This is a genomic window from Myroides phaeus, assembly GCF_009799805.1.
In the GTDB taxonomy this organism is placed as follows: domain Bacteria; phylum Bacteroidota; class Bacteroidia; order Flavobacteriales; family Flavobacteriaceae; genus Flavobacterium; species Flavobacterium phaeum_A.
On sequence record NZ_CP047050.1, the window covers coordinates 453,634 to 476,862 of the forward strand.

Sequence of the window (23,229 nt, forward strand, 5' to 3'; positions counted from 1 at the left end):
TCATTTGTTTATCGTAAACAAAACTCCCCCTATGATGTAAAAATATTGCTTCTACTAAAAACATAAAACTTCATAGTTTAATGCTTGTGTTTTCTCTTCTCCAAAGATAGTATTCAAATAAGTTACGTTCTTATTTTCTTTAGTAACTACGTGATAATCATCTTGTATGATTCGCTTTAATTGTTCTAAGTGAAAACTGCTATTGTATTGCTTTTTATACACTATAATACAACTACTATATTTTAAGCTACTAACAGCATTGTTAATAACTTTTATCAACAATTCAAACATCGTATAATCAGTTGTAAAACAACTCTCATCGACATTAAAAATAACGACTCCTGATTGTCTTAAAACTAAACTAAACTCTTCTATCCCAGTAAAATCAATACATTCAAGAGATAGCTCACTTGTTGAGTATTCACTTGCATAAGCATTGATAAGTTCTTTTGCTTTGTTAGTAACTGCTTTATACTTATTAACATTAAATACCTTTATACTAACAGCTTGTTCATAGTTATCAACATACTTATCAACAGTGTTGTTAATAACTTTAAGCAACTGTTGGTGAACACAAATAGAATAAATTCCCGCCAATGAACTAAAATCTACTATTGAAATTCCTCCATTTGAATTATCAATTTCATTCGCTAAAAATAGTTCTACTCGATTACAAATTGTTTGGTATCCGTAATATGATTCCTCTCCTTGTAATAAATAAAACAAATCAACTTTTGCCTCTTCAGTTATAGAAAATCCCTCTTCATCATATCCCGTATTAAAATCAGTACGACCATACGCTAACACATTGTTTTGTATATAAAAAGCTGGTCTATTATAAATCCGATTATCAGTGTATATTCCCTTTTCTTTTAAAGGCAAGACAACTTCAATCTTAAACAACGTATCAAAAACAGGACAACTTTGCACCTCATCTTTTATAGTACTTTGTACGCTATCAATTGTTTCTTGTAAAAGAAGCTCCTGAATAGTATTTTCTACAAAGCCTCCTTTTTCTCTGATGAACTCAATCAACTTATAATAGACATCGTTTTGACTCAATATTCCCGCATTACCAATTAAAAAGATTTGTTCTTTTGCACGGGTTAAAGCTACGTTCAATTTACGATCTACTGTTTTATCTTCATTCAAGTTTACAACACTTTCTAATTGAGATAAATTATTTACTGCAAACGAATAAATAATTATATCGCGTTGCCCTCCTTGAAATCGTTCTACTGTATCTACCGTTATTAAATCAAATCCTGGAATATCTGCTTCCTCCAGTTTGTTCTTAATTAAGGCTATTTGATTTTTAAACGGAGCTATTATCCCAATTCTACTGCTTACATCAAATGATTGTTTATTGTATGCATAAATCTCAATTAATCGCTGAATAATATGTACAACCAAATCTGCCTCTCCGTCATTAACCTTTCCAGATTGATCAGACTGTTCTTCTTCACTATTAAAAAACAAGAGGCGTTTATTTGCAAGAGCGGTATCTAATTGTCTATTACAATCCGCAGGGACATTTAAGGATAATTCACGCACTTGACGAGCTAAACTATTCTTTGCTCCTTCTGATAAATTAGTTAAGTGATAAGCCTCTTTCAATTGTCCATCATAGAAATTGATATTTGGAAACAAAGCGATGTCTTGGTGCATTCGCCCTTGATAAGTCAACGTATCACAAGCATAATCAAACCCATTGTGCTTACAATAATTAAACAGTCTTTCAAACAATGAATTTCGCCTATCTCCCAGCCCCATATCTTGTAACAAGACATTATTCGTTTTTGAACTTACCTCATCTTGAACAACAATTGCTGGCAACTGCTTATGATCGCCAATCATTATAAATCGCTTACACTTGTGCAACATTCCGATAATCTGTGGTTCTAATATCTGAGAAGCCTCATCAATTATCAAGGTATCAAATCGCTTTAAATTAAACACGTCATCTTTACTTGACATAGAAGCTACAGTAGAAACAAATATTCTATTACTACTTATTATTTTTGCTAAACTACCACGAGTAAACTTCTCCTCGTCTAATGCAAGTTGTTGGCGTTTCTCTATAATAATATTGTCTAATAAACAATTGTGAAAACTACTATTACAAGACAGAGAACTCCCTATTCGGATAAACTTATAGTTGTTTGTTGAGGTAATATCATTTAGTGCTTCATTAATAGTTTCACACAACTCATCGACTGCCTTATTAGTATAAGCAAGCAGTAAAATATTTTGATTGCTATTCACGTATAACTCCCTCACCAACTCTTTGATGATATGAGACGTTTTTCCAGTACCAGGAGGTCCGTTCAAAACAAAGTAATCCTCTGTACTCAATGCATTATTTAAAATGCGGTTTTGTTCAACAGACAATGTTGGTTTATTAAAACCATAAGACACACCCAATGCTGGAGGTAACTGCGTTAGCATCACCTGACGATGTTTAGCTGGAGCATTCATAAATGAATACATTCCCTTATACATACTGGTAAAGGAACTATCCATAAAATCCCGTTCCAGTGCCCAATACTTAAATTGTTTGAAATAAGCAATACTGCGTTGCATATGTCTAAACACAACCACTACTGTATCCTTCGTAATCTTTCTAATAGAACATTTGAATATCTGATGAGAAACAGCAATATCTGCCTCTGTCTCTCTGGGGTATAAAACACATATATCCCCTTCTCTAAAATTCACAAAATCATCTGTAATTGTTCGGTTAAAAACAATCAATTTCTCATCTGTAGATATGCGATTTTCTTTTATTTCTAAGTCAAATAAAATACTATATTTCTCTATTTTATCGTCTAAATCGTCTAACCATAAACTGGCTAAACCATTATTCCCTTCATAATTCCCAATGCCAAGTTTACTAATATATTGTTCTCTTGCAATAAAGCTCACAAAGGAATAGAAGTAAGTCAATTCTAACTCACTCGCATTGTGTAATGGCTTTAAAAATGCATTGAACTGCTTAGTAAGTATATCTTTAAACTTACTGTTTATTGGATTGCTAATAAGCCTTTCTGGATTAACCTTGCTAATTAAAGTTTGTATAGCCTCTAAAACGTCTGACTTTAAGATCTGCTCGTTTAAGATAATTTGATTGCGAACATTACATATCTCTTGCACACGAGCCAGAGTAATATGGTCTGTACGAAGATTGCCATTTGTTGTTTTACTATAAAAAATAAACCCACTTAAATACTGCTCATTTCCTATATCCTGAAAGCTTATGTTATTTACAACAGATAGCATCAGATGATATAGATAGAGCTGCACAGAGTGATTCGGTTTAACACTAAAGCCATCATCAGGAAATGGAGTACTTCCCGACTTTAACTCTACAATTGTAGTCTTATCATCTTTCGAAGGAATTGTATGCAATACGTCTAAACGTCCTTGTACTCCGTAAACATTACTCAAAAAACTCGGTTCTAAAGAAATGTTCCCTTGACTTGATATGCCGTATTGTTGAAATTCATTTAAGTAAACACGTTTAATTGTATTAAAATGAGAACGACAGACAAAGGCATATTGTTTAAATTCTTCAGATGAAAAAATATCGCTACACGCAGTATGTTCAAAAGGATAAGTCTCAAAATGCTTTACAAAGATGCTGTCAAATTCAACAGTACGCGCATCCTCAGAACTCACTAATTCATCCATAACAGCATTAGCAAAGTTTCCAATCAGTAAATACTTATTATTGGATATTGGTTCAAACTTCGCTTTTAAAAACAACAATGGAGAAGTACCAAAATCTTGAAAACACTCGGCAATAGCAGAAACGTCGATTAAATAATCTGGTTCAAGTACCACAATTTTTGGATGGTAAATTTGATGTTTATCAATTCCAACATTGATTAAATATAAAGTAGCTCCAACCCACAATTGATTACACGTTGTAAAAACATCATTAACATCAAATTCATTTATGCGAACGCGAATATGTTGTTCTGTCGTAGTATTTTCAACCTCACAGATTAAAATATCAGGTTGCTTATGAACAACAACTACTTTAAGCTTATCAACAAAACCACTATACTCAGACTCCTTTCTCTCTCGTCTTATCTCTTTTTCCGGATAAGCAAGTCGATTTAAATCTGGAACTGGTACATTGTAAACTTGAGATACAAACTCATTGATATCTTTCCAATAGGTAGGAAAAAACAAGTCTAATTCTTCTGTACTAACTTCGCGAAGTTCATTGCTAATCATTCGAAACGAATGAATATTTTTAGAAACTTGGTATTTATTACAGATAAATGATAAACGAGAAAATAGATTGGAGAACTGAAGAACTTCTTTCGCAGTAATATTCTTCGTAATCTTATTTAACAGACTTCTCAACACTTTATACTTAGTTATAATTGAAGTGTCTTTTCCTACGTAAACTTGTAATAACGAAGTGAAAAAAGAAGTTGTTTGTTTATTATCTAACATGCCTATGAAGTAATTCTTGTAATATTTTTCAAAGATAATACAGAAATGATTTATACAATAATTCGTACTTCAATATACAATTAAATCACAGCAACAAAAAAGGGAGAACACTCTTAAAGTTCTCCCTTTACAAAAAATAAATCACCTCTGTATGAATCAAATCACATTCTATATCAAATATAGAAAGTATTTTTCTTTTAAAATATCACGAATCAAACACATTACTAACATAAAACATAACAAATCAATGCAAATCAGTAGTTGTGATTCTAACCGTCTTTTTAATTAAAGAATTAAAACATTTAAAAAAATGACAGCTATCATAATTTGACCTAAAATATGGTCCTACTTTTACATAAGCCAAAGGAAGGTATTATTTTTATTTTACTAAATTAAAAAAAGAGAGGTTAGTCAGCTTCTCTTTTTTTATTTCACTTACTTTACAATCGGCACCTTATTAGATTTTAAAGGCTCTGTGTATAATTTATATCCTTTTGCACTTACTTGATTAAATATCTTCTCTCCTACTAACTGTTCAACATTCTTAGGAATCAAATTATAATTTACATAATATTCAAAACCTCCTTCTACTACTTTCTCTTGTGGAGCATACCAAGCGGGAACCAATTCTTTCACAACTTTAAAGGGAAGTCGCAATTGAATATGACTTTTAGGCTTAACTATTACATAATCACTTACAGTTTTATTTCTCACTTTCTCTTGCCATTTCGCTAAGATTGATGATGAATCAAAACTCGCACTTACTAAAACAGGCTCATCTACTTTTTCTACAACATTGTAAACTTTTTGTTGTAATAAAAACACCATATTTTCATAAGTACTTCCAATACTCGCACTATATGCTAAGTCTGATGTATCCCACGGAAACCAATAAGTGTCATTTGTATTGTTTAACAAAACAACTGTAACCAAGCTATTATCTTTAACCTTAGAATCTAAAACTATTATTTCAACTTTAGGTTTATTCTGTTGCCCAAACCCCATAATGGAACAAGCAAAAAGAATAACCGAAAAAACTAATCTACTCATAATCAAACCTAATTTATTCACTAACCGTAAAATTACAATTATTTGACCGCATTATTGTCAAAAAACACTCCTTATAGATTAGAATGATTTTAAACAAGGAACTATATTTGTACTCATAACAACCTTATTTTTCTTATTTATGAAATACTATATCATTCTCTTATTTACTTTTTTACTCTCGTTTGTCTCTACTGCACAAGAACCTATTACCATAGGAACATCTTATACTATTTCATCATCTGTTTTAAAAGAAAATAGAACAATACAAATCTACTTACCGAAATCTTATAACGATAGTACATTAACACCTCAACACTATCCCGTCATCTATTTACTGGATAGTGAATCTAACTTTAACTACTTATCCGCTTATGTTGAAAAACTATCTAAATACCCCTATCCTTCAATTCCTGAGATGATAATTGTAGGAATTGTCAATACAAATAGAACAAGGGATCTAACGCCAACAGCACAAAACACTGCTGCTATGTCCCAAGAACAAAGCAGTAAAATTAAAGGAGACTCTGGAGGAAATAGCTTATTCTTTGATTTCATTGAAACGGAGCTATTTCCATACATCAATACAAATTTTAGAACCGTAGGTTACAATATACTAATAGGACATTCTTTTGGAGGAATAACAGCATTAAATAACCTATTAACGAGAACCTCTATGTTTAATGCTTACATTGTACACGACCCAAGTATTTGGTGGGACAATAAAATTATCTTACAAAACTATCACAACGCTAAAGATTATGACTTTCAAAACAGAAAGTTATTTTTAACTCAAGTAGATGAAAAAGAAAATACAGACCATCTTACTGAACACTATAATGCTATTAAAGAATTTGATCAATTCGTTACGAATAATCCACCATTAAATCTACAATACGAATACATACAATATGCAGGAGAAGACCACGGCAGTATCCCAATGAAAGGAAATTTAGACGGCTTGCGATATATCTTTGAAGGATACAAAATAAACTTTAAACAGCTTAAAACAGATCATCACTTATTAGAGAATTCCTTTAATACTCTAAGCAAAAACATTCACTTTATATTAGTCCCTAATGAGCAATACCTAACAACTATCATAAAATATTTCCAACAAAATAATGAAATTGCAGTCGTTGATTATTTAATTCAATATAAAGAAAAACATTATCCTAAATGTATGATTATTAACAAAAAAGAAAAGTAATAATCAACCTGTATTATTTGTTTTTTAAAACTAAATAAAGAAATAAACTATAAAAAAGCAATAATGGCATACATTTGGTCGTTAATATGCTAAAAAACAAAGCAAATTACTTCATTTTTAAAAATGAAAAACATAAGTTTACTAAGATATTAACCAACAATAACAATATGAATATTAAAATTGTAAGTTCTGGATGCTATATTCCTACTAAAGTAATAGGCAATCAAGACTTTGGTCAGTTTGATTTTAGAGATGAAAATGGTTTACCATTAAAAGATAATAATGAACGCATAGCTAAAAAACTTCAACAAATAACAGGAATTGAAGAGAGACGATATGTACAGGATAATCTAACAACAACTGACATCGGAACAATTGCTGCTCAACGCGCAATTCAAAATGCAAATATCGACCCTGAAACTCTTGACTATATAATCTTTGCACACAACTTTGGAGATATTAAACACGGTACTATTCAATCTGACATTGTACCAAGCTTAGCAGCAAGAGTTAAACACAACTTGAAAATAGCTAATCCAAGTTGCGTAGCTTTTGACGTTTTATTTGGTTGCCCTGGTTGGTTACAAGGAGTAATTCAAGCCTATGCTTTTATGAATGCTGGAATGGCTAAACGTTGTTTAGTAATCGGAGCTGAAACGTTATCAAGAGTAATTGACCTACACGACCGCGACTCTATGATTTACGCTGACGGAGCAGGTGCTACTATCCTTGAGCGTACTCACGATGGTGGAGGTATTTTATCTGTTGAAAGTGCAAGTCATACATTAGAAGAAGCTTTCTTTATTCACTTCGGAAAATCATATAATCCAGATCTTGATAAAGACACAAAGTACATCAAAATGTATGGACGTAAAATATACGAGTTTGCTCTTCTAAATGTTCCTAAAGCAATGAAGAGTTGTGTTGATAAAAGTGGAATTGATATCAAGAGAATTAAAAAGGTTATGATTCACCAAGCGAATGAAAAAATGGATGAAGCCATTGTAAAACGCTTTTACGAATTATACGATATGGAAATGCCAGAATATATTATGCCTATGAATATTCAAAAATTAGGTAATAGTAGTGTAGCTACCCTTCCTACTTTATACGATATGATTATCAATAAAGAAATAGAAAACCACAGCTTTGAAACAGGTGATATAATACTTTTTGCATCTGTAGGAGCTGGAATGAACATTAATGCTTTTACTTATCAAATTTAGAACTACAAGTACCCTAAAATAAACATAGCCCCCGTAGAGTTAAACTTTACGGGGGCTATGTTTTACAATAAAATCACTATTCTTCACTATCAACACTATTCCTATCTACAAAGAAAAAAGTTATTCCTGCTACCAATAATATAGCGTAACAAAAAAATCTAATCCCTTCTCTTGCGAAAACATCAAACAAATCTATCAACAATACTACTGTTGACATAATAATTAATGCTACCATTAATTTACTTAACTTATCCATTTACTTCTCTTTTTTATTATTCTAAACCCTCTCCTTATTGGTTAAAAGAAAGAGCTACACAAAATTTATTTTCTCAATTTCTTTGCCATTTCTTTACTAAACAATGTGTCTTAGTTCGAAAACAACCTTTTGTACCATACAAACAATAAAAAGAACAAATAATCATCTTAACAGCGTCCCATAAATTTGATTTTAGTAATTTTGTCCCCCTAAAATGACAAATCTATTTTGATGAGTGATAAATTACAAACGCTTTCTGATTACTACCGATTTGCAAAAACAAAACAACACTACTCTTTTAGTGTAGAGGAATACCAATCAGGAAAATCTCATTTCAACATCAACAAACGAAAATATTGCAGTTTCCCAACTCCCTATAACAGACGTGACTTCTACAAAATTTGCTTAATCATAGGAACAGGTGAATTAAGATATGGACAACACAAAATCTTTATTGACAAACCTGCTCTATTTCTACCTTGCCCTACTACTCCTTATGAATGGATTTGCCATAGTACTGAACAAGAAGGCTTTTTTTGTTTGTTTAATCAAGAGTTTTTTAATGAACACAACAGTATTGACGTTTTTAAAAAAACATCTCTTTTCAAAGAATGGAGCAAACCTCTTGTGTTCTTAAATGATGAGGAACTGTTGTTGATAAACACCTATTTCAAACAGATATATGACTCTTCTAATAGCAATTATCCTCTAAAGTTTGAAATCATTAGAAATTTATTAGCACTCATACTTCACCAAGCTTTACAACTTAGTGTTACTGATATTGAAATTTCTGAATCAACAAATGCATCAAGATTGTTTAGACAATTTGATGAGTTACTAAATAATCAATTCCCATTAGACTCGCCTGCTTACCCTTTGCAAATGACTGCTCCAGCTCATTTTGCTCAAAAGTTAAATGTGCATATCAACCATTTAAACTCAGCTATAAAAACGGCAACCGGAAGAACAACAACTCAATTAATTAAAGAGAGAATATTAGGTGAAGCGAAGAGTCTTTTGATACACACAAACTGGAATATCAATGAAATTGGTTATACACTTGGTTTTGATCAACCCTCACACTTTAATAACTTTTTTAAAAAACATACAGAAATCACTCCCTTGCAGTTTCGAACAGCACAGAAACACTAATCTTTGATTTTCGTAATTATCCCTTTGACTTTTTTAATGTCAAACTATTCTTGTGCAATTAATTTTGCACGCACAAACAACAATTCAAACACTTATGTTAAGAGAAGCTTCTGAGCAAAGAAAAAAAATAGCCACTATTTTAGCCTTTTGTTCTGTCCCCCTATCAGGTTTTGTAACTGATATCTACTTACCATCTTTTCCCTCTATGGCAAAAGGATTGGTCGTTTCTGAAAAAGACATTCAACTAACGCTAACGTGTTACTTGCTTAGCTACGGAATATCACAATTATTTGTAGGTACCTTATTGGATAATATTGGGCGTTACAAACCCCGTTTACTTGCCTTGTTATCGTTAATCCTAACTAATTTAGCAATCACATTTTTAGATGATATCCTATTAATTTGTTTGATTCGCGTTATTCAAGGTATTGCTATTGCCGTATTAGTTGTGGCAACGCGAGCCATATTTATTGATATATATGATGAAAAAAGACGTACTTATTTCTTAAGCTACTTTACGGTTGCTTGGTCGTGTGGTCCTATCATCGCTCCATTTTTAGGAGGTTACTTAGAAAAACTGTTTTCTTGGCACGCAAACTTTTACTTCTTAGCTATTTACTCCGCCGTAATTTTACTATTTGACCTATGGGTAGGCGCAGAGAGTATCCCCGAAAAAAAGAAGTTCAATATTAAAGAAACAATGGCTTTATATGGAATGATGTTGTCTAATAAAATGTTTATGACAGGTATCTTAATCCTTGGTTTCAGCTACTCAATCATTATGATCTTTAACATTGCAGGACCCTTTTTAATTGAAAACTCATTTCATTTCAACTCAGTTACTATTGGTTACTGTACACTGATTCTTGGTTTTTCGTGGATGATTGGTGGATTAATTGGTAAACGCAGAATGCACGTTCCCTTTAAACAACGAATTACACGCCCTATCATTATCCAAATGTCCTTAATTATAGCATTGCTTATCCTAAGCCAGTTTTACCAAAGCTTACTTATTTTAATGCCATTCTTGTTTATTATACACATTTGCTCAGGAACTATCTTTAATAATTTCTTTACCTCAACTATGCTGTTCTTCCCTAACAATGCAGGAACAGCAGGGGGATTAATGGGCGGATTAGTTTACATATTAACATCAATCACAAGTTTTATTATCTCATCAAGTGGGGTGATTGACACACAAGCAGGTTTGGTATGGCGCTATTTATTTATGGCATTAGCTTTATTAATGGCAATTATTGCAATTCGCATACAAGCAACAAAAAATGCAATAAGTAAATAATACTTCAGGCAAAAAAAGACTGAAAGAAAACAAGATTACTCATACCTGTCTTGTTTTCTTTTTGCTAAAGAATACCAATCAAATCAAAAAAGCATAATATCTTAAACAATAAGTAAGCATTCAAGATTTATTGCATTAATTCCATCAAAGAAATAAACCAAAAAATGCATACTAAATAAAACGCTTCATCTACTATATTATCTGAATATTCAGGCTTTTAATTATGTACTTTTGCGCAATATTTCGAATAAGGAATATTTCTTTTTTTTAACTCTTAATGTATTAGACGTACGTTATATAAAATGCAATTAAACAACAAATTTTTAGGCTTTGCATCTGCTATTTTCGCAGCGATGCTTTGGGGTGTATCAGGTACTTTCGCACAATTTCTTTTTACAGAAAAAGAATTCAACGCCGAATGGTTAGTAACCGTTAGATTATTAGTTTCAGGAATACTTATGCTGATTTTCGGTATTCTACAAAAAAATCCTGATGTGTGGAAAATATGGAAGGATAAAAAAGACGCAATCAACTTAGTTGTGTTTAGTATCCTTGGAATGCTAACTGTTCAGTATACATATTTTGTAACAATCTTACATTCAAATGCTGCTACAGCAACTGTTTTACAATATACAGGTCCGGTATTTATTGCTATTTACTTAGCATTAAGATTAAAAAAATGGCCTAAGCCTATTGAATTTTTAGCTATTGGTCTTGCTATGTTGGGAACCTTCTTATTAGTTACCCACGGAGATATTACAAGTTTAAACATTACACCAACGGCATTGAGCTGGGGTATTGCTTCTGCTTTAGCATTAGCGGCTTATACAATTATGCCTGTGCATTTATTAAACAGATATAGTCCAATTTCAATTATTGGTTGGAGTATGTTAATCGCAGGAACAGCAATGAGTATCATTCACCCTCCTCATAAATTGGAAGGAATTTGGGATACAGATACTTATTTAGTAGTTGCATTTATCGTGTTTTTAGGAACTTTAATTCCATTCTACATCTTCTTAAATGCTATTAAAAATATTGGGCCACAACGTGCAAGTTTACTTGCCTGTGCCGAACCATTATCTGCTACGTTTATAGCAATTACTTATTTCGGAGTACAGTTCCATACCATGGATTGGTTAGGTAGTTTGTGTATTATTGTTACAATTATACTGCTTACTATGATTAAGAAAAAAGTATTGCCAGAACCAGAACTTTAAAACAAATCAATTCAATATAGCTCTAAGGCGGTGTCTTCTTTAAGACATCGCCTTATTTTTTATATGCATACTATGTTTTTCAATTTCACAGTAGCCAATATCACAACTTACCTCCTTCTCCCTTTGTTCCTAATTGTGTGTTGTCTAATTATTATTCTGTTTACTAACAATGCACAACCTTAATCCTTATCACAGAGATACAATAAACGAAGAAAAGTAGTCTAATAAAGAGGTAACAAAACCTGTAAAAGCGAAGTATAATAGGTAAATAATCCTTAGATCAACAACAAAAGTTGGAGGCTAAGCAAAAACTTTAGTTAATCTAAAATAGATAAGACTCTATCTCCATCACTTCTCCAATGCTTAACTTTCGCATTAAAGGATTCTGCAGAAACACTCCTACTTATAGTATTAAAGTAATTAATAATTTCTCAGTATTGTATTCGAAAGTCTTTAAAGCAGTATTAAAAGATTATAGAGAAGTTTAATAAACAATATTAAACCAATGAGTAAGTTTAGTAATAACTACTCGCTCTTTCTTTTTAATCTTCAGTTTAATTGTGTTGACGTTTGTTTAGAAGATGACGAGACCTGGCTAATGCTTGGTTTTTAGTAGCTCTATTAACTAAAAGGAGATGTTTTAAAGTATTGTCATTACAAGCTTCTTTTGTACTTGTTTCAGACAAGTACCACACAAATACCAGACACCTTCGGTAAAAAGCCTCCTTTTCCGAGCCTCTGTGGTACTTGTGTGGTAGATGTCCCGAACATGGTGTATTTAAAACTACACTTTAATGTGTTCTTTATTGCAAGCAAAATCCAATGCTTTACATTTTAAATCTACGTTTATTTTAGAAAAGGGATATGTATGCTTAGTGTGTAACTTTTACACCTCATCCTTATCGTTTTAAAAACTTACTAATAAACTTCATTAAAACTTGTCTTATTCCAATTACCCAATTGGTGCGGAAGATAAAATACCCGTTGATAACTAAAACAAGTGCTACGCGAATACATAGTTCGAATAAAGGATGAATATTCATCGGTATTGCAAATACTCCTAAAACAACCAACACCATTGTCATCAATAGCTTGAAGAACTGAAGGTCGAAAGGCCATAGTTTCATCTTGTGATAGATGTAGTATGTCTTTGCAATATTAAATAAGGTTAATGACAATAAAGAAGCTAACCCTACTCCAAATATACCAAGTGTAGTTTGTGTCAACAACAAGTAATTTAGAGCTACATTTAATACCATTAAACTTAGTATGGACACAAGGTTAAAGCGATAGTATTTTGAGTAAGAAATTATTTCACTATTGAATCCTGTTGACATATTTATAACCACATTTACTCCCAATAAATAGATTATAGGGATAGATGGGGCTAACTTATCATAAGTAGGTAGTAATCTAAACAACGGCTCTATTCCGACTGCTACACACGTAAACAATAGCATTCCTATAAAGAATAAATTACGAGCTACTTCTTTATACTTCTGGTTAAGTTCACGTAATTGAACTCTCTTAATCAAATCTGAAATGATAGGAGCATATAAAGCAAACACACCTGTAGCTGGAATTGCTAAGGTTGAGGCAAGGGTAACTCCGATATTATATGTTCCGTTGGCTTCGTAAGAAATGAAATATGGTATCATTAGTGAATCTACTCGAAAGGCAAAAAAAGAACCAAAGCTACCTGCAAATGCGAATAGACTATAAGAGTAATATTCTTTTTTACTGACTGATTGAAATAAGTCTTTATAATTCCAATGCCATTTGTATTTGAAGTGCTTATAAATATAAACCCCTATTACAAATGCAACGATATAATAGGCAATGATGTAATATCCTATAGCTTGATTAATTGTATAACCTGTATAAATCACCATTAAAAAAACGGCAGGTAAAGCTATTTTAGGAATTATCTTTTCAAAGAATGTGGGAAAAGACAACTTCTGCAAATTGGTAGCTTGCCTTCTGAATAGCTCAATATAAGCCATTGCTATTGCCAATGGAAATCCCATATAGACATATTTAATGTCATCTCCTTTGTAGAAAAAAGAGCCAACATAAATAAGTCCACCTACTACCAAAGCGAGCTTTCCTAAGGATAGTAAACTAAAACTGAATAGTTTTTTTTGTAAGTTCTCGGTTAAATTGGGATAGAAGTTAATTAACGCGTGTGTACTTCCAAGTACAATGATAGGAAATAGTATTTGTGCACAAGCATCAACAAAGCGAATGATACCAAGCATTTCTTTGTCTTGAGGGTAAATTAAAACAGTAGATATTACACCTATTAATACCCCGATGTAATTAATCGCGGTAAACAAAAAGGCTTGTTTTGTAGAAATCTTACTCCCCATTAATTAACTTATTATGCTTACAAATATACTTCCTAATAAATGCTTAACTACTATTTTTTTTAAATTTGTCTTTTGATGGTTATCTTAGACTATTAATCTAAATTTTCAAGACTTAAAGATAATGAACTATATTGTTATTATGCCTGCGTTTAATGAGGCGGATTTTATATCCAAAACATTAGATAGTATGGTACAGCAAACTTTGCCTCCCGTACAACTCATCGTGGTCAATGACAATTCTACTGATAATACAGCGACTATTGTTCAACAGTATGCGAACAACTATTCTTGGATTACTCTTGTCAACAAACAATCTGAGGCCATTCATTTACCGGGTAGTAAGGTTGTTCAAGCGTTTAACTATGGTTTAGATTCTCTTGCCCCTGTATTAGATTACGACTTTATTGTAAAATTAGATGCAGATTTAATCTTACCTACTAACTATTTTAAAACTATTGCTAATACGTTCGCAGCAGATAATACAATCGGTATGGTTGGAGGATTTGCTTATATTGAGAAAAGTGGACAATGGATTTTAGAAAACTTAACTGATAAAGAACATATTCGTGGTGCGTTTAAAGCCTATAGAAAATCGTGCTTTGAGCAAATTGGTGGTTTGAGAACAGCTATGGGATGGGACACTGTCGATGAATTACTATGTCGTTTTTACAATTGGAAAGTAGTCACTATTGAATCTCTCAAAGTGAAACATCTTAAACCTACAGGTGCTAATTATGATAAGTCTGCAAGATATAAACAAGGTGAGGCTTTTTACAGACTCCACTACGGTTTAGTTATTACAGCTATCGCTGGTTTAAAATTGGCAACTAAAAAGAAAAAAACACTTCTTTTTGTAGATTATCTGAAAGGGTACTTCAAAGCACAAAGAGAAAAACAACCTTATTTAGTGAATGAAGAACAAGGTAAATTCATTAGAAAATACCGCTGGCAGAAGATAAAATCTAAACTGCTTTAGTCTTTTTTTGCTCTAATAAACTCAAAACTCATTTGTAATTGGTAATTTAGCCGATATTTTAATTTTTATGATCAAATCTGGATTAACACATATAGGACAGTACTTTCTTATGCTAAAAGAAATCTTTAGCAAGATGACTAAATGGAAGGTTATGAAAGAGCTTATTTTTAAAGAAATTGATGACTTAATCATCGGTTCTTTAGGAATTGTTTGTTTCTTATCTTTCTTCGTAGGAGGTGTAGTTGCAATCCAAACAGCTTTAAACTTAACGAATCCTTTAATTCCAAAATACCTTATTGGTTTTGCAACAAGACAATCAGTAATTCTTGAGTTTGCTCCTACTTTTATATCAATCATTATGGCTGGTAAAATGGGATCTTTCATCACATCAAGCATCGGTACGATGAGAGTTACTGAACAAATTGACGCCTTGGAAGTGATGGGGGTTAGTTCATTAAACTACTTAGTTTTTCCAAAATTAGTTGCTGTTTTATTATACCCATTCGTTATTGGAATTAGTATGTTCCTTGGTATTTTAGGAGGATGGTTTGGCGGTGTAATGGGAAATTTTGTTACATCAGAACAATTTATAATTGGATTACAAGACACTTTCATTCCTTTCCACGTTGCGTATGCTTTTATTAAAACAGCGTTATTTGGTTTCCTTTTAGCAACCATTCCGTCTTACTTTGGATATTATATGAAAGGTGGAGCTCTTGAAGTTGGTAAAGCGAGTACAACTGCTTTCGTATGGACAAGTGTAGCTATCATTTTGACAAACTACGTATTAACCTCTCTTCTTTTAAGTAATTAAGATATGATTGAAGTAAAAGATATAATTAAATCATTTGATGGTACTCAGGTTTTAAAAGGAATCAGTACTACATTTGAAACAGGAAAAACAAACCTAATTATTGGACAGAGTGGTTCTGGTAAGACAGTATTACTTAAAACACTATTAGGTATTCACACTCCTGATAGCGGTCATATTTCTTTTGATGGGCGTATTTATGCTAATCTAACTCAAAAGGAAAAAAGAGACTTACGTACTGAAATTGGAATGGTATTCCAAGGTAGTGCACTTTTCGACTCAATGACTGTTGAAGAAAACATTGCTTTTCCTCTTAAAATGTTTACTACAAAAACAGAGAAAGAGATTAAAATGCGTGTTGACGAGGTAATTGAACGTGTTAATTTAATCAATGCTCATAAAAAAAGACCTGCTGAAATATCAGGTGGTATGCAAAAAAGGGTTGCTATTGCAAGAGCAATTGTAAATAATCCGAAATACTTATTTTGTGATGAGCCTAACTCAGGATTGGATCCTAAAACAGCTATTGTAATTGATAACTTGATTCAAGAGATCACTCACGAATATGGTATTACAACCGTTATTAATACACACGATATGAACTCTGTTCTTGAAATTGGAGAACATATTGTATTCCTTAAAAATGGGGTTTTAGCTTGGTCTGGTAACAATAAAGAAATCATTCAGACAAATAATGAAGATGTTGTAGATTTCGTTTATTCTTCTGAGTTATTTAGAATGGTACGTGAAGCAATAAGACACATTGGAAAAGAGAATAAATAATATATTAAGTAAGAAAGGTTCAGTAAAAAACTGAGCCTTTTTTTATATTACAAAATAGACTCCCATTAGCAAGTACACAAAAGACATAAGAAGCTTAATAAACCACTTTTTAAACCACTTTCTTTTGTTTACTTAATGTTGAGGGTGCAGATAAAACAAAAGGCTTAGAGATACCTCTAAGCCTTTTGTTTTAAAATATAATCGATGTTTATCGCTTAATCTTCTGACTTGTTTTTCTTCTCCAATTCAGATTCTACATAACGACTAACATTTTTAATTTCCTGTTCTTTTCTCTTCGGATAAATTAATAAGATATCTTCCTTATCAACTATGATATAATCGTTTAAACCATCAATAACAACTGTCTTATCTTTATCTGTACGTACTACGTTATTTGTAGCATTATTAAAGAAAGCCTGTGCGTTAACTATGGCATTATCAGAATTATCTTTTGGTAACTTATCATACAAAGATCCCCAAGTACCTAAGTCATTCCAATCAAAAGTAGCTGGTAGCACATATACATTGTTTGCTTTCTCCATTACAGCATAGTCAATAGAAATATTCTCTGCCATTGAATAATTTTCATCTATAAACGACTTTTCATCAGCTGTATTATACTTTTCAAATCCTTGGTCGAAAAGCTCTGACATCGCAGGTTGAAACTCAGAAAACGCATCCAGTATTGCTCCTACACTCCATACAAAAATACCGGAGTTCCATAAGAAATGACGACTTTGAACAAATTTACGTGCAGTTGCATAATCAGGCTTTTCACGAAACTGAACTACTTTCTTAATAGGTCTTGAGTCTAACTTATTAAACTCAATATAACCATATCCTGTATTTGGAAAAGTAGGTAAAATACCCAATGTCATTAAAACACTATCGCGCTCACAAACATCAAATGTACGCTGTAAATTCGAAATGAATTGCAACTCATCTTCAATCCAATGATCACTTGGTGCAACTACCATTACAGCATTTGGATTGTTCTTTTTAATTTTCATAGCAGCATAAAGAATACAAGGTGCTGTATTTCTCATTGCTGGTTCCAATATAATATTATTGTCAGCTACTAATGGCAATTGTTCCTTTACAATACCCTTGTAATTCTCGTGCGTAAGTATCAAAATATTCTCTTGAGGAATAAGTTGCGACAAACGCTTGAAAGTCTTTTGAATCAGAGTATCCCCTGAACCAAGCATATCGTGAAACTGTTTTGGAAACTCAGGAGTACTAACCGGCCAAAAACGTGACCCTACTCCTCCTGCCATTATAACAGCATAGTAATTTGAACTCATATATATATTATCTATTTACAACATAATGAGTCAATATTTCTACTTCAGCATTCGCTTTAAAAGTGTAAATACGACCCGTTGATACTTCTAAGCATTCAAACCTTTTAACTCTTAAAGGTCCTCTTTTAAATATTTTCCCATTATGCGTTCTAAAATGACTTCCTAATGGAATCTCATATATAAAACACGTGTTATCACTTTTATCCTGAACATTATACCTTCTCATTGCTATAGACAGCCTATCATCTGTATCACTACTCGCTGATGGGTTCCTAAAGTGATTAGCCAAGAGCGGTAACAAAGCATTTGGAAAAACTTCTGGTCTTAAAAAAGGTAACATTAATAGTTGAAAAGTCTTTTTCCATTCAACACCATGTGGCTTTATACGACCACCATATTTCTGAAAAGCTACTAAATGCGCTATTTCATGAATTAAGGTCATTAAAAACCGATAAGGATTAAGATTTGAATTTACAGTAATTAAATGCTTTCCATCAGTATTTCTAGTATAATCACCGTGTCTTGTAACACGTTCATTTACTATCTTAAGATGTACCTCATAATGTTTAATCAACTCAAATACCCCTCCTAATGCTTGTTCTGGTATGTAAGGTCTTAACTTTTCTATCAATTTTATTTACTTTTAAGGAGTTGTACTTGATACTTGAAGCACTTTCCCATTAAAAAACTTATTACCATTGATAGCAAAATTACAAATATAATCTGCCATCTCATCTGGAGTAATTGGCGCTTGATAACCTGGAAATGCCTCTTCTAACATTTCTGTTTGCACTGCACCTAAAGCTACAACATTGAAATAAATTCCTTTGTCTTTATATTCTTCAGCTAATAATTCACTCAAAATCGTAACAGCTCCTTTACTCGAACTGTAAGCAGCTAAACCACCAAATTTCATTACCCCTTGAACTCCTCCCATACTACTAATGGTAACAACGTGGCTGTTTACTTTCATATATGGAATGCAAAGCTGAATTAGGCGTGCTACACCAAAAACATTTACTTGGTATACACTATCAAAATCTTGCTTCGTAAGTTGTTCAAATGGCTTATTAACAATAGCTCCAGCATTATTTACAAGAACGTCTACGTGTTTCCAATTGTCCTCAAGAAAAATAGAAACTTTCTTTAAGTCCTCTTCCTTTGTAATATCTACAGACAAACAAATAACATTAGTCATTCCTAATAATTCTTCAGAAACCTTACGTGAGATAGCTAAAACATTATGTCCTAATGCAGCAAACTTCTTCACAGTTTCTAATCCAATACCTCTACTAGTACCTGTTACAATTATATTTTTCATATTATTTCAATCTTATATCTCCTGTAGGTAAATTAACTAGTTTACTAACTACAGGTATTAATTTATTAGTAAATGAAGTCATGAAATCTAAGTCCATAAATTGAGCCTCATCTTTTACATGATGATAATATTCATAATTCTCAAAGTCAAATGAACTAAAGCTTTGACTTGGAATCTTAAATTCTAAATAAAACGGATAGTTATCTGAACGTTTAAATAGTTTAAACTCCTCTGCCTTTTCAAGCTTGCCTACCAATGGTTCACCTGCAAGCTCATTCAATTTCTCAGCAAGATTTGATTCATCATAACCTGTTAAGTAAGTCATATAATCACGCTTCATAGCTAAACCTAACATCTCAAAGTTAAGCATAGAAACCACATTTACATTTTCACTTTTTAATCGTTTTGCTAAATGTTTTGATCCCCATAATCCCTTTTCTTCACCAGTAAAAAAAGCAACTAATATAGTTCTCTTATTATCCATTTTAGTTAAGTTTCTGGCTAATTCAAGCATAATTGCACTACCTGCAGCATTGTCATTTGCTCCATTAGCAATTGAATCACCATCTATCGCTTTTTGAATGCCAATATGATCAAAGTGAGCCCCCAACACAACTACTTCATCCTTCAAAACTTTATCATTTCCTGGAATAACACCTACAACATTCCAACTATTATTTACATTACTTAAAGTATCATTATATGAGGTAAAGAAAGGAGAGATACCATAACCTGCTAAGTGTTCACTTAAAAAACTTGCAGCTTTTCTATTTCCTTCTGCATCAGTATCACGTCCCTCTAACTCATCTGATGCTAAATAATATAAAGTATTTGAAATACGCTCTTTATCTGCTCTTACTAATTCTGTTGACGATGACTTCATAGTAGAACATCCTACTAACAATAGTCCAACCAGAAAACTATATAATTTCATTTAAAATATTTTTATCAAAAATACAAAAAGCACTTTAACTTAAGAAAACAATTCAAGTTGAAAACGCGTAAAAAGAAGAAATCTATAAAACAAAAAAGCCCATTTCGTTTGAAATGAGCTTTTAGTAATATTTATAATATTGATTATGCCAACATTGTAACTGGATTCTCAATATAACTTCTTAATGTTTGTAAGAATTGTGCACCTGTTGCACCATCTACTGTTCTATGATCACAAGCTAAAGTTACAGTCATAGTATTACCAACAACAATTTGTCCATTTTTAACAACTGGTTTTTCAATAATTGCACCAACTGATAAAATAGCAGAGTTAGGTTGATTAATAATAGAAGTAAATGATTGAACTCCAAACATACCTAAATTAGATACAGTAAATGTACTTCCATCCATTTCAGCAGGTGTAAGTTTTTTAGTCTTAGCTTTTACAGCTAATTCTTTTACTTTTCCTCCAATAGACGTTAATGACATTTGATCTGTAAAAGGTAATACAGGAACAACAAGACCATCTTCTACAGCTACAGCAACACCAATAGCAATATGGTGATTATAAACTGTTGCGTCTTCTCTCCATTGTGTATTTACTTGAGGGTGTTTACGCAAAGCCATTGCACACGCTTTAACTACCATATCATTAAATGATACTTTTGTATCAGGTAAATCATTGATAATTTTACGAGATGCCATAGCATTATCCATATCAATCTCAATAGTTAAATAGTAATGAGGAGCAGTAAACTTAGACTCACCTAAACGACGAGCAATAGTTTTACGCATTTGAGAGTTTTTAACTTCTTCTACACTAACCTCACCAGCAGGAACAAAAGTTTTCACTTCAGTTTTTGCAGCAGGAGCTTGTACATTTTGAGCAGGAGCAGCAACTTTTGCAGCCGGAACAAAATTCTCAACATCTCTCTTGATGATACGTCCATTCTCTCCAGAACCTTTAACTTCATTTAAGTTAACACCTTTTTCTTCAGCAATTTTCTTAGCTAAAGGCGAAACAAAAATTCTACCAGAAGTAGTTGTTGATTCAACAACTGGAGCAGCAGCTACTTCCTCTTTAACAGACTCAACAACAGTTGAAGCCTCTTGTGCTGGAGCTGCTTCAGAAGCACCACCATTATTAATATTATTAAGTACAGCAGAAACATCAGTACCTTCTGGTCCTAAAATAGCTAATACACTATCTACAGGAGCAGTCTCACCTTCTTGAATTCCCACATACAATAAAATTCCAGACTCAAATGCCTCAAATTCCATTGTTGCTTTATCTGTTTCAATTTCAGCAAGAATATCACCTTCTTCTACTTTATCTCCAACTTTTTTGATCCAAGACGCAACTGTACCATCAGTCATAGTATCACTCAAACGAGGCATAGTTACAATCTTAACACCTGCTGGCATTGCTGCTTTTGGAGCAGGAGCTGCAACTTTAACTTCTTCTTGAGCGATTACTTTTTCTTCAGTCACTTCAGTTTTAGCACCTCCATTTACTAAAGATGAAATATCTTCTCCTTCATTACCAATAATAGCAAGTAATGAATCTACTGGAGCAGACTCTCCTTCTTGTAATCCGATATATAGCAATGTTCCTTCGTGAAATGATTCGAATTCCATTGTTGCTTTATCTGTTTCAATTTCTGCTAAGATATCTCCTTCAGAAATCTTATCTCCAACTTTTTTTAACCATGCAGCCACAACACCTTCTGTCATAGTGTCGCTTAAGCGTGGCATTGTAATTACTTCTGCCATAACTTTTTTTTATAATCTATGAGGTAAAAAAGGATAATTCTCTTGTTCGTATACTACATCATACATAACATTTTTCTCTGGATATGGAGATTCTTCAGCAAAACGCTCACATTCTAAAACGTGTTCTTTTACTCTTTGATCCATAGCCTCTATCTCTGCCTCTGTTGCAAACCCTTTCTCTCTAATTATATCTAAAACTTGAGTAATAGGGTCTATTTTTTTGTATTCTTCAACTTCCTCTTTTGTACGGTAGTGTTGAGCATCTGACATAGAGTGTCCTCTATATCTATAAGTTTTCATTTCTAACAATGTTGGACCATCTCCACGACGAGCTCTTTCAATAGCTTCGTACATTGCTTCAGCAACCTTAACTGGATTCATACCATCAACTGGACCTGAAGGCATTTCATAACCCAAACCAAGTTTCCAAATATCAGTATGATTTGCAGTACGCTCAACAGAAGTACCCATTGCATATCCATTATTTTCGATAACAAATACAACAGGAAGTTTCCAATTCATTGCCATGTTAAATGTTTCATGTAATGAACCTTGACGTGCTGCACCATCACCGAAGTAACACATTGTAACAGCTTTTCTATCAAAATATTTGTCAGCAAATGCAAGACCCGCTCCTAAAGGTATTTGTCCTCCAACGATTCCGTGTCCTCCGTAAAAATTATGCTCTTTAGAAAAAATGTGCATAGATCCACCTAAACCTTGAGATGTTCCAGTTCCTTTTCCTAATAACTCAGCCATAATTCTTTTTGGATCCACACCTAAACCAATTGGTTGAACGTGGTTTCTGTATGCTGTAATCATTTTGTCTTTCGACAAATCCATTGCGTGTAAAGCTCCTGCCAAAACAGCTTCTTGTCCGTTATATAAATGCAAGAAACCTCTTACCTTTTGTTGAATATATAAAGCGGCTAGCTTGTCTTCAAACTTTCTCCAAAATAGCATGTCTTCATACCATTTTAGATAAACTTCTTTTGTAATTTCTTTCATATGACTTTACTTTTCGTAAGCGGCTTTTCCGCTCAAAATACAGACTTTCTCAATTCTCCACAATACTGTGGAA

At 32.6% G+C, this 23,229-nt stretch carries 18 protein-coding genes; 8 read left to right on the plus strand and 10 right to left on the minus strand.

Translation table 11 applies throughout. The features are described from left to right. Positions 1-54: 54 nt before the first annotated feature. Entirely contained in the window at positions 55-4,467 is a 4,413-nt protein-coding gene (locus GQS07_RS02140; protein ID WP_158209419.1) for a DEAD/DEAH box helicase, read from the minus strand. Positions 4,468-4,902: 435 nt separating this feature from the next. Further along, positions 4,903-5,517 carry a hypothetical protein gene (locus tag GQS07_RS02145; RefSeq protein WP_158209420.1) on the minus strand — a complete coding sequence of 205 codons (615 nt, stop codon included), beginning with the start codon at positions 5,515-5,517 and terminating at the stop codon, positions 4,903-4,905. A 139-nt stretch (positions 5,518-5,656) separates the two neighbouring features. On the opposite strand from GQS07_RS02145, the gene GQS07_RS02150 reads away from it, so the two are divergent. After that, complete coding sequence (locus GQS07_RS02150; RefSeq protein ID WP_158209421.1) at positions 5,657-6,724, plus strand: alpha/beta hydrolase; 1,068 nt, start codon at positions 5,657-5,659, stop codon at positions 6,722-6,724. Positions 6,725-6,891: 167 nt separating this feature from the next. Continuing rightward, a complete protein-coding gene (locus tag GQS07_RS02155) occupies positions 6,892-7,950 on the plus strand; it encodes a 3-oxoacyl-ACP synthase III family protein (RefSeq protein WP_158209422.1) in 1,059 nt (352 codons plus the stop codon). Between the two features lie 76 nt (positions 7,951-8,026). Here the strand turns inward: GQS07_RS02155 and GQS07_RS02160 are convergent, their stop codons facing one another. Beyond that, on the minus strand, positions 8,027-8,206 hold the full coding sequence (locus tag GQS07_RS02160; protein WP_158209423.1) for a hypothetical protein: 180 nt from the start codon (positions 8,204-8,206) through the stop codon (positions 8,027-8,029). Positions 8,207-8,437: 231 nt separating this feature from the next. On the opposite strand from GQS07_RS02160, the gene GQS07_RS02165 reads away from it, so the two are divergent. The 3 genes from GQS07_RS02165 to GQS07_RS02175 all read left to right on the plus strand — a co-directional run bounded on the left by GQS07_RS02165 (position 8,438) and on the right by GQS07_RS02175 (position 11,878). Further along, complete coding sequence (locus tag GQS07_RS02165) at positions 8,438-9,358, plus strand: helix-turn-helix domain-containing protein (protein ID WP_158209424.1); 921 nt, start codon at positions 8,438-8,440, stop codon at positions 9,356-9,358. Between the two features lie 94 nt (positions 9,359-9,452). Next, on the plus strand, positions 9,453-10,658 hold the full coding sequence (locus GQS07_RS02170; RefSeq protein WP_158211312.1) for an MFS transporter: 1,206 nt from the start codon (positions 9,453-9,455) through the stop codon (positions 10,656-10,658). Between the two features lie 302 nt (positions 10,659-10,960). Beyond that, complete coding sequence (locus GQS07_RS02175; protein WP_158209425.1) at positions 10,961-11,878, plus strand: DMT family transporter; 918 nt, start codon at positions 10,961-10,963, stop codon at positions 11,876-11,878. Between the two features lie 899 nt (positions 11,879-12,777). Here the strand turns inward: GQS07_RS02175 and GQS07_RS02180 are convergent. After that, complete coding sequence (locus tag GQS07_RS02180) at positions 12,778-14,247, minus strand: lipopolysaccharide biosynthesis protein (RefSeq protein WP_158209426.1); 1,470 nt, start codon at positions 14,245-14,247, stop codon at positions 12,778-12,780. Positions 14,248-14,368: 121 nt separating this feature from the next. On the opposite strand from GQS07_RS02180, the gene GQS07_RS02185 reads away from it, so the two are divergent. The 3 genes from GQS07_RS02185 to GQS07_RS02195 all read left to right on the plus strand — a co-directional run bounded on the left by GQS07_RS02185 (position 14,369) and on the right by GQS07_RS02195 (position 16,817). After that, positions 14,369-15,223, plus strand: coding sequence for a glycosyltransferase family 2 protein (locus GQS07_RS02185; protein ID WP_158209427.1), 855 nt, complete (start codon positions 14,369-14,371; stop codon positions 15,221-15,223). A gap of 67 nt (positions 15,224-15,290) precedes the next feature. Next, on the plus strand, positions 15,291-16,037 hold the full coding sequence (locus GQS07_RS02190) for an MlaE family ABC transporter permease (RefSeq protein ID WP_158209428.1): 747 nt from the start codon (positions 15,291-15,293) through the stop codon (positions 16,035-16,037). 3 nt (positions 16,038-16,040) lie between these two features. Then, positions 16,041-16,817: an ABC transporter ATP-binding protein gene (locus GQS07_RS02195; RefSeq protein ID WP_158209429.1), complete on the plus strand. Its 777-nt coding sequence runs from the start codon at positions 16,041-16,043 to the stop codon at positions 16,815-16,817. 215 nt (positions 16,818-17,032) lie between these two features. On the opposite strand, the gene GQS07_RS02200 is transcribed toward GQS07_RS02195, so the two are convergent. From GQS07_RS02200 to pdhA, 6 genes are all read right to left on the minus strand, one after another. Next, positions 17,033-18,121 (minus strand): mannose-1-phosphate guanylyltransferase, encoded by a 1,089-nt coding sequence (locus tag GQS07_RS02200; protein ID WP_158209430.1) that lies wholly within the window; start codon positions 18,119-18,121, stop codon positions 17,033-17,035. A gap of 7 nt (positions 18,122-18,128) precedes the next feature. Beyond that, complete coding sequence (locus GQS07_RS02205) at positions 18,129-18,752, minus strand: SprT-like domain-containing protein (protein WP_158209431.1); 624 nt, start codon at positions 18,750-18,752, stop codon at positions 18,129-18,131. A 12-nt stretch (positions 18,753-18,764) separates the two neighbouring features. Further along, positions 18,765-19,442: an SDR family NAD(P)-dependent oxidoreductase gene (locus GQS07_RS02210; RefSeq protein ID WP_158209432.1), complete on the minus strand. Its 678-nt coding sequence runs from the start codon at positions 19,440-19,442 to the stop codon at positions 18,765-18,767. 1 nt (position 19,443) lies between these two features. Then, a complete protein-coding gene (locus tag GQS07_RS02215) occupies positions 19,444-20,376 on the minus strand; it encodes a M28 family metallopeptidase (RefSeq protein WP_158209433.1) in 933 nt (310 codons plus the stop codon). Positions 20,377-20,519: 143 nt separating this feature from the next. Beyond that, on the minus strand, positions 20,520-22,148 hold the full coding sequence (locus tag GQS07_RS02220) for a dihydrolipoamide acetyltransferase family protein (protein ID WP_158209434.1): 1,629 nt from the start codon (positions 22,146-22,148) through the stop codon (positions 20,520-20,522). A 9-nt stretch (positions 22,149-22,157) separates the two neighbouring features. Beyond that, positions 22,158-23,156 carry a pyruvate dehydrogenase (acetyl-transferring) E1 component subunit alpha gene (pdhA, locus tag GQS07_RS02225; RefSeq protein WP_158209435.1) on the minus strand — a complete coding sequence of 333 codons (999 nt, stop codon included), beginning with the start codon at positions 23,154-23,156 and terminating at the stop codon, positions 22,158-22,160. Positions 23,157-23,229: the final 73 nt, after the last annotated feature.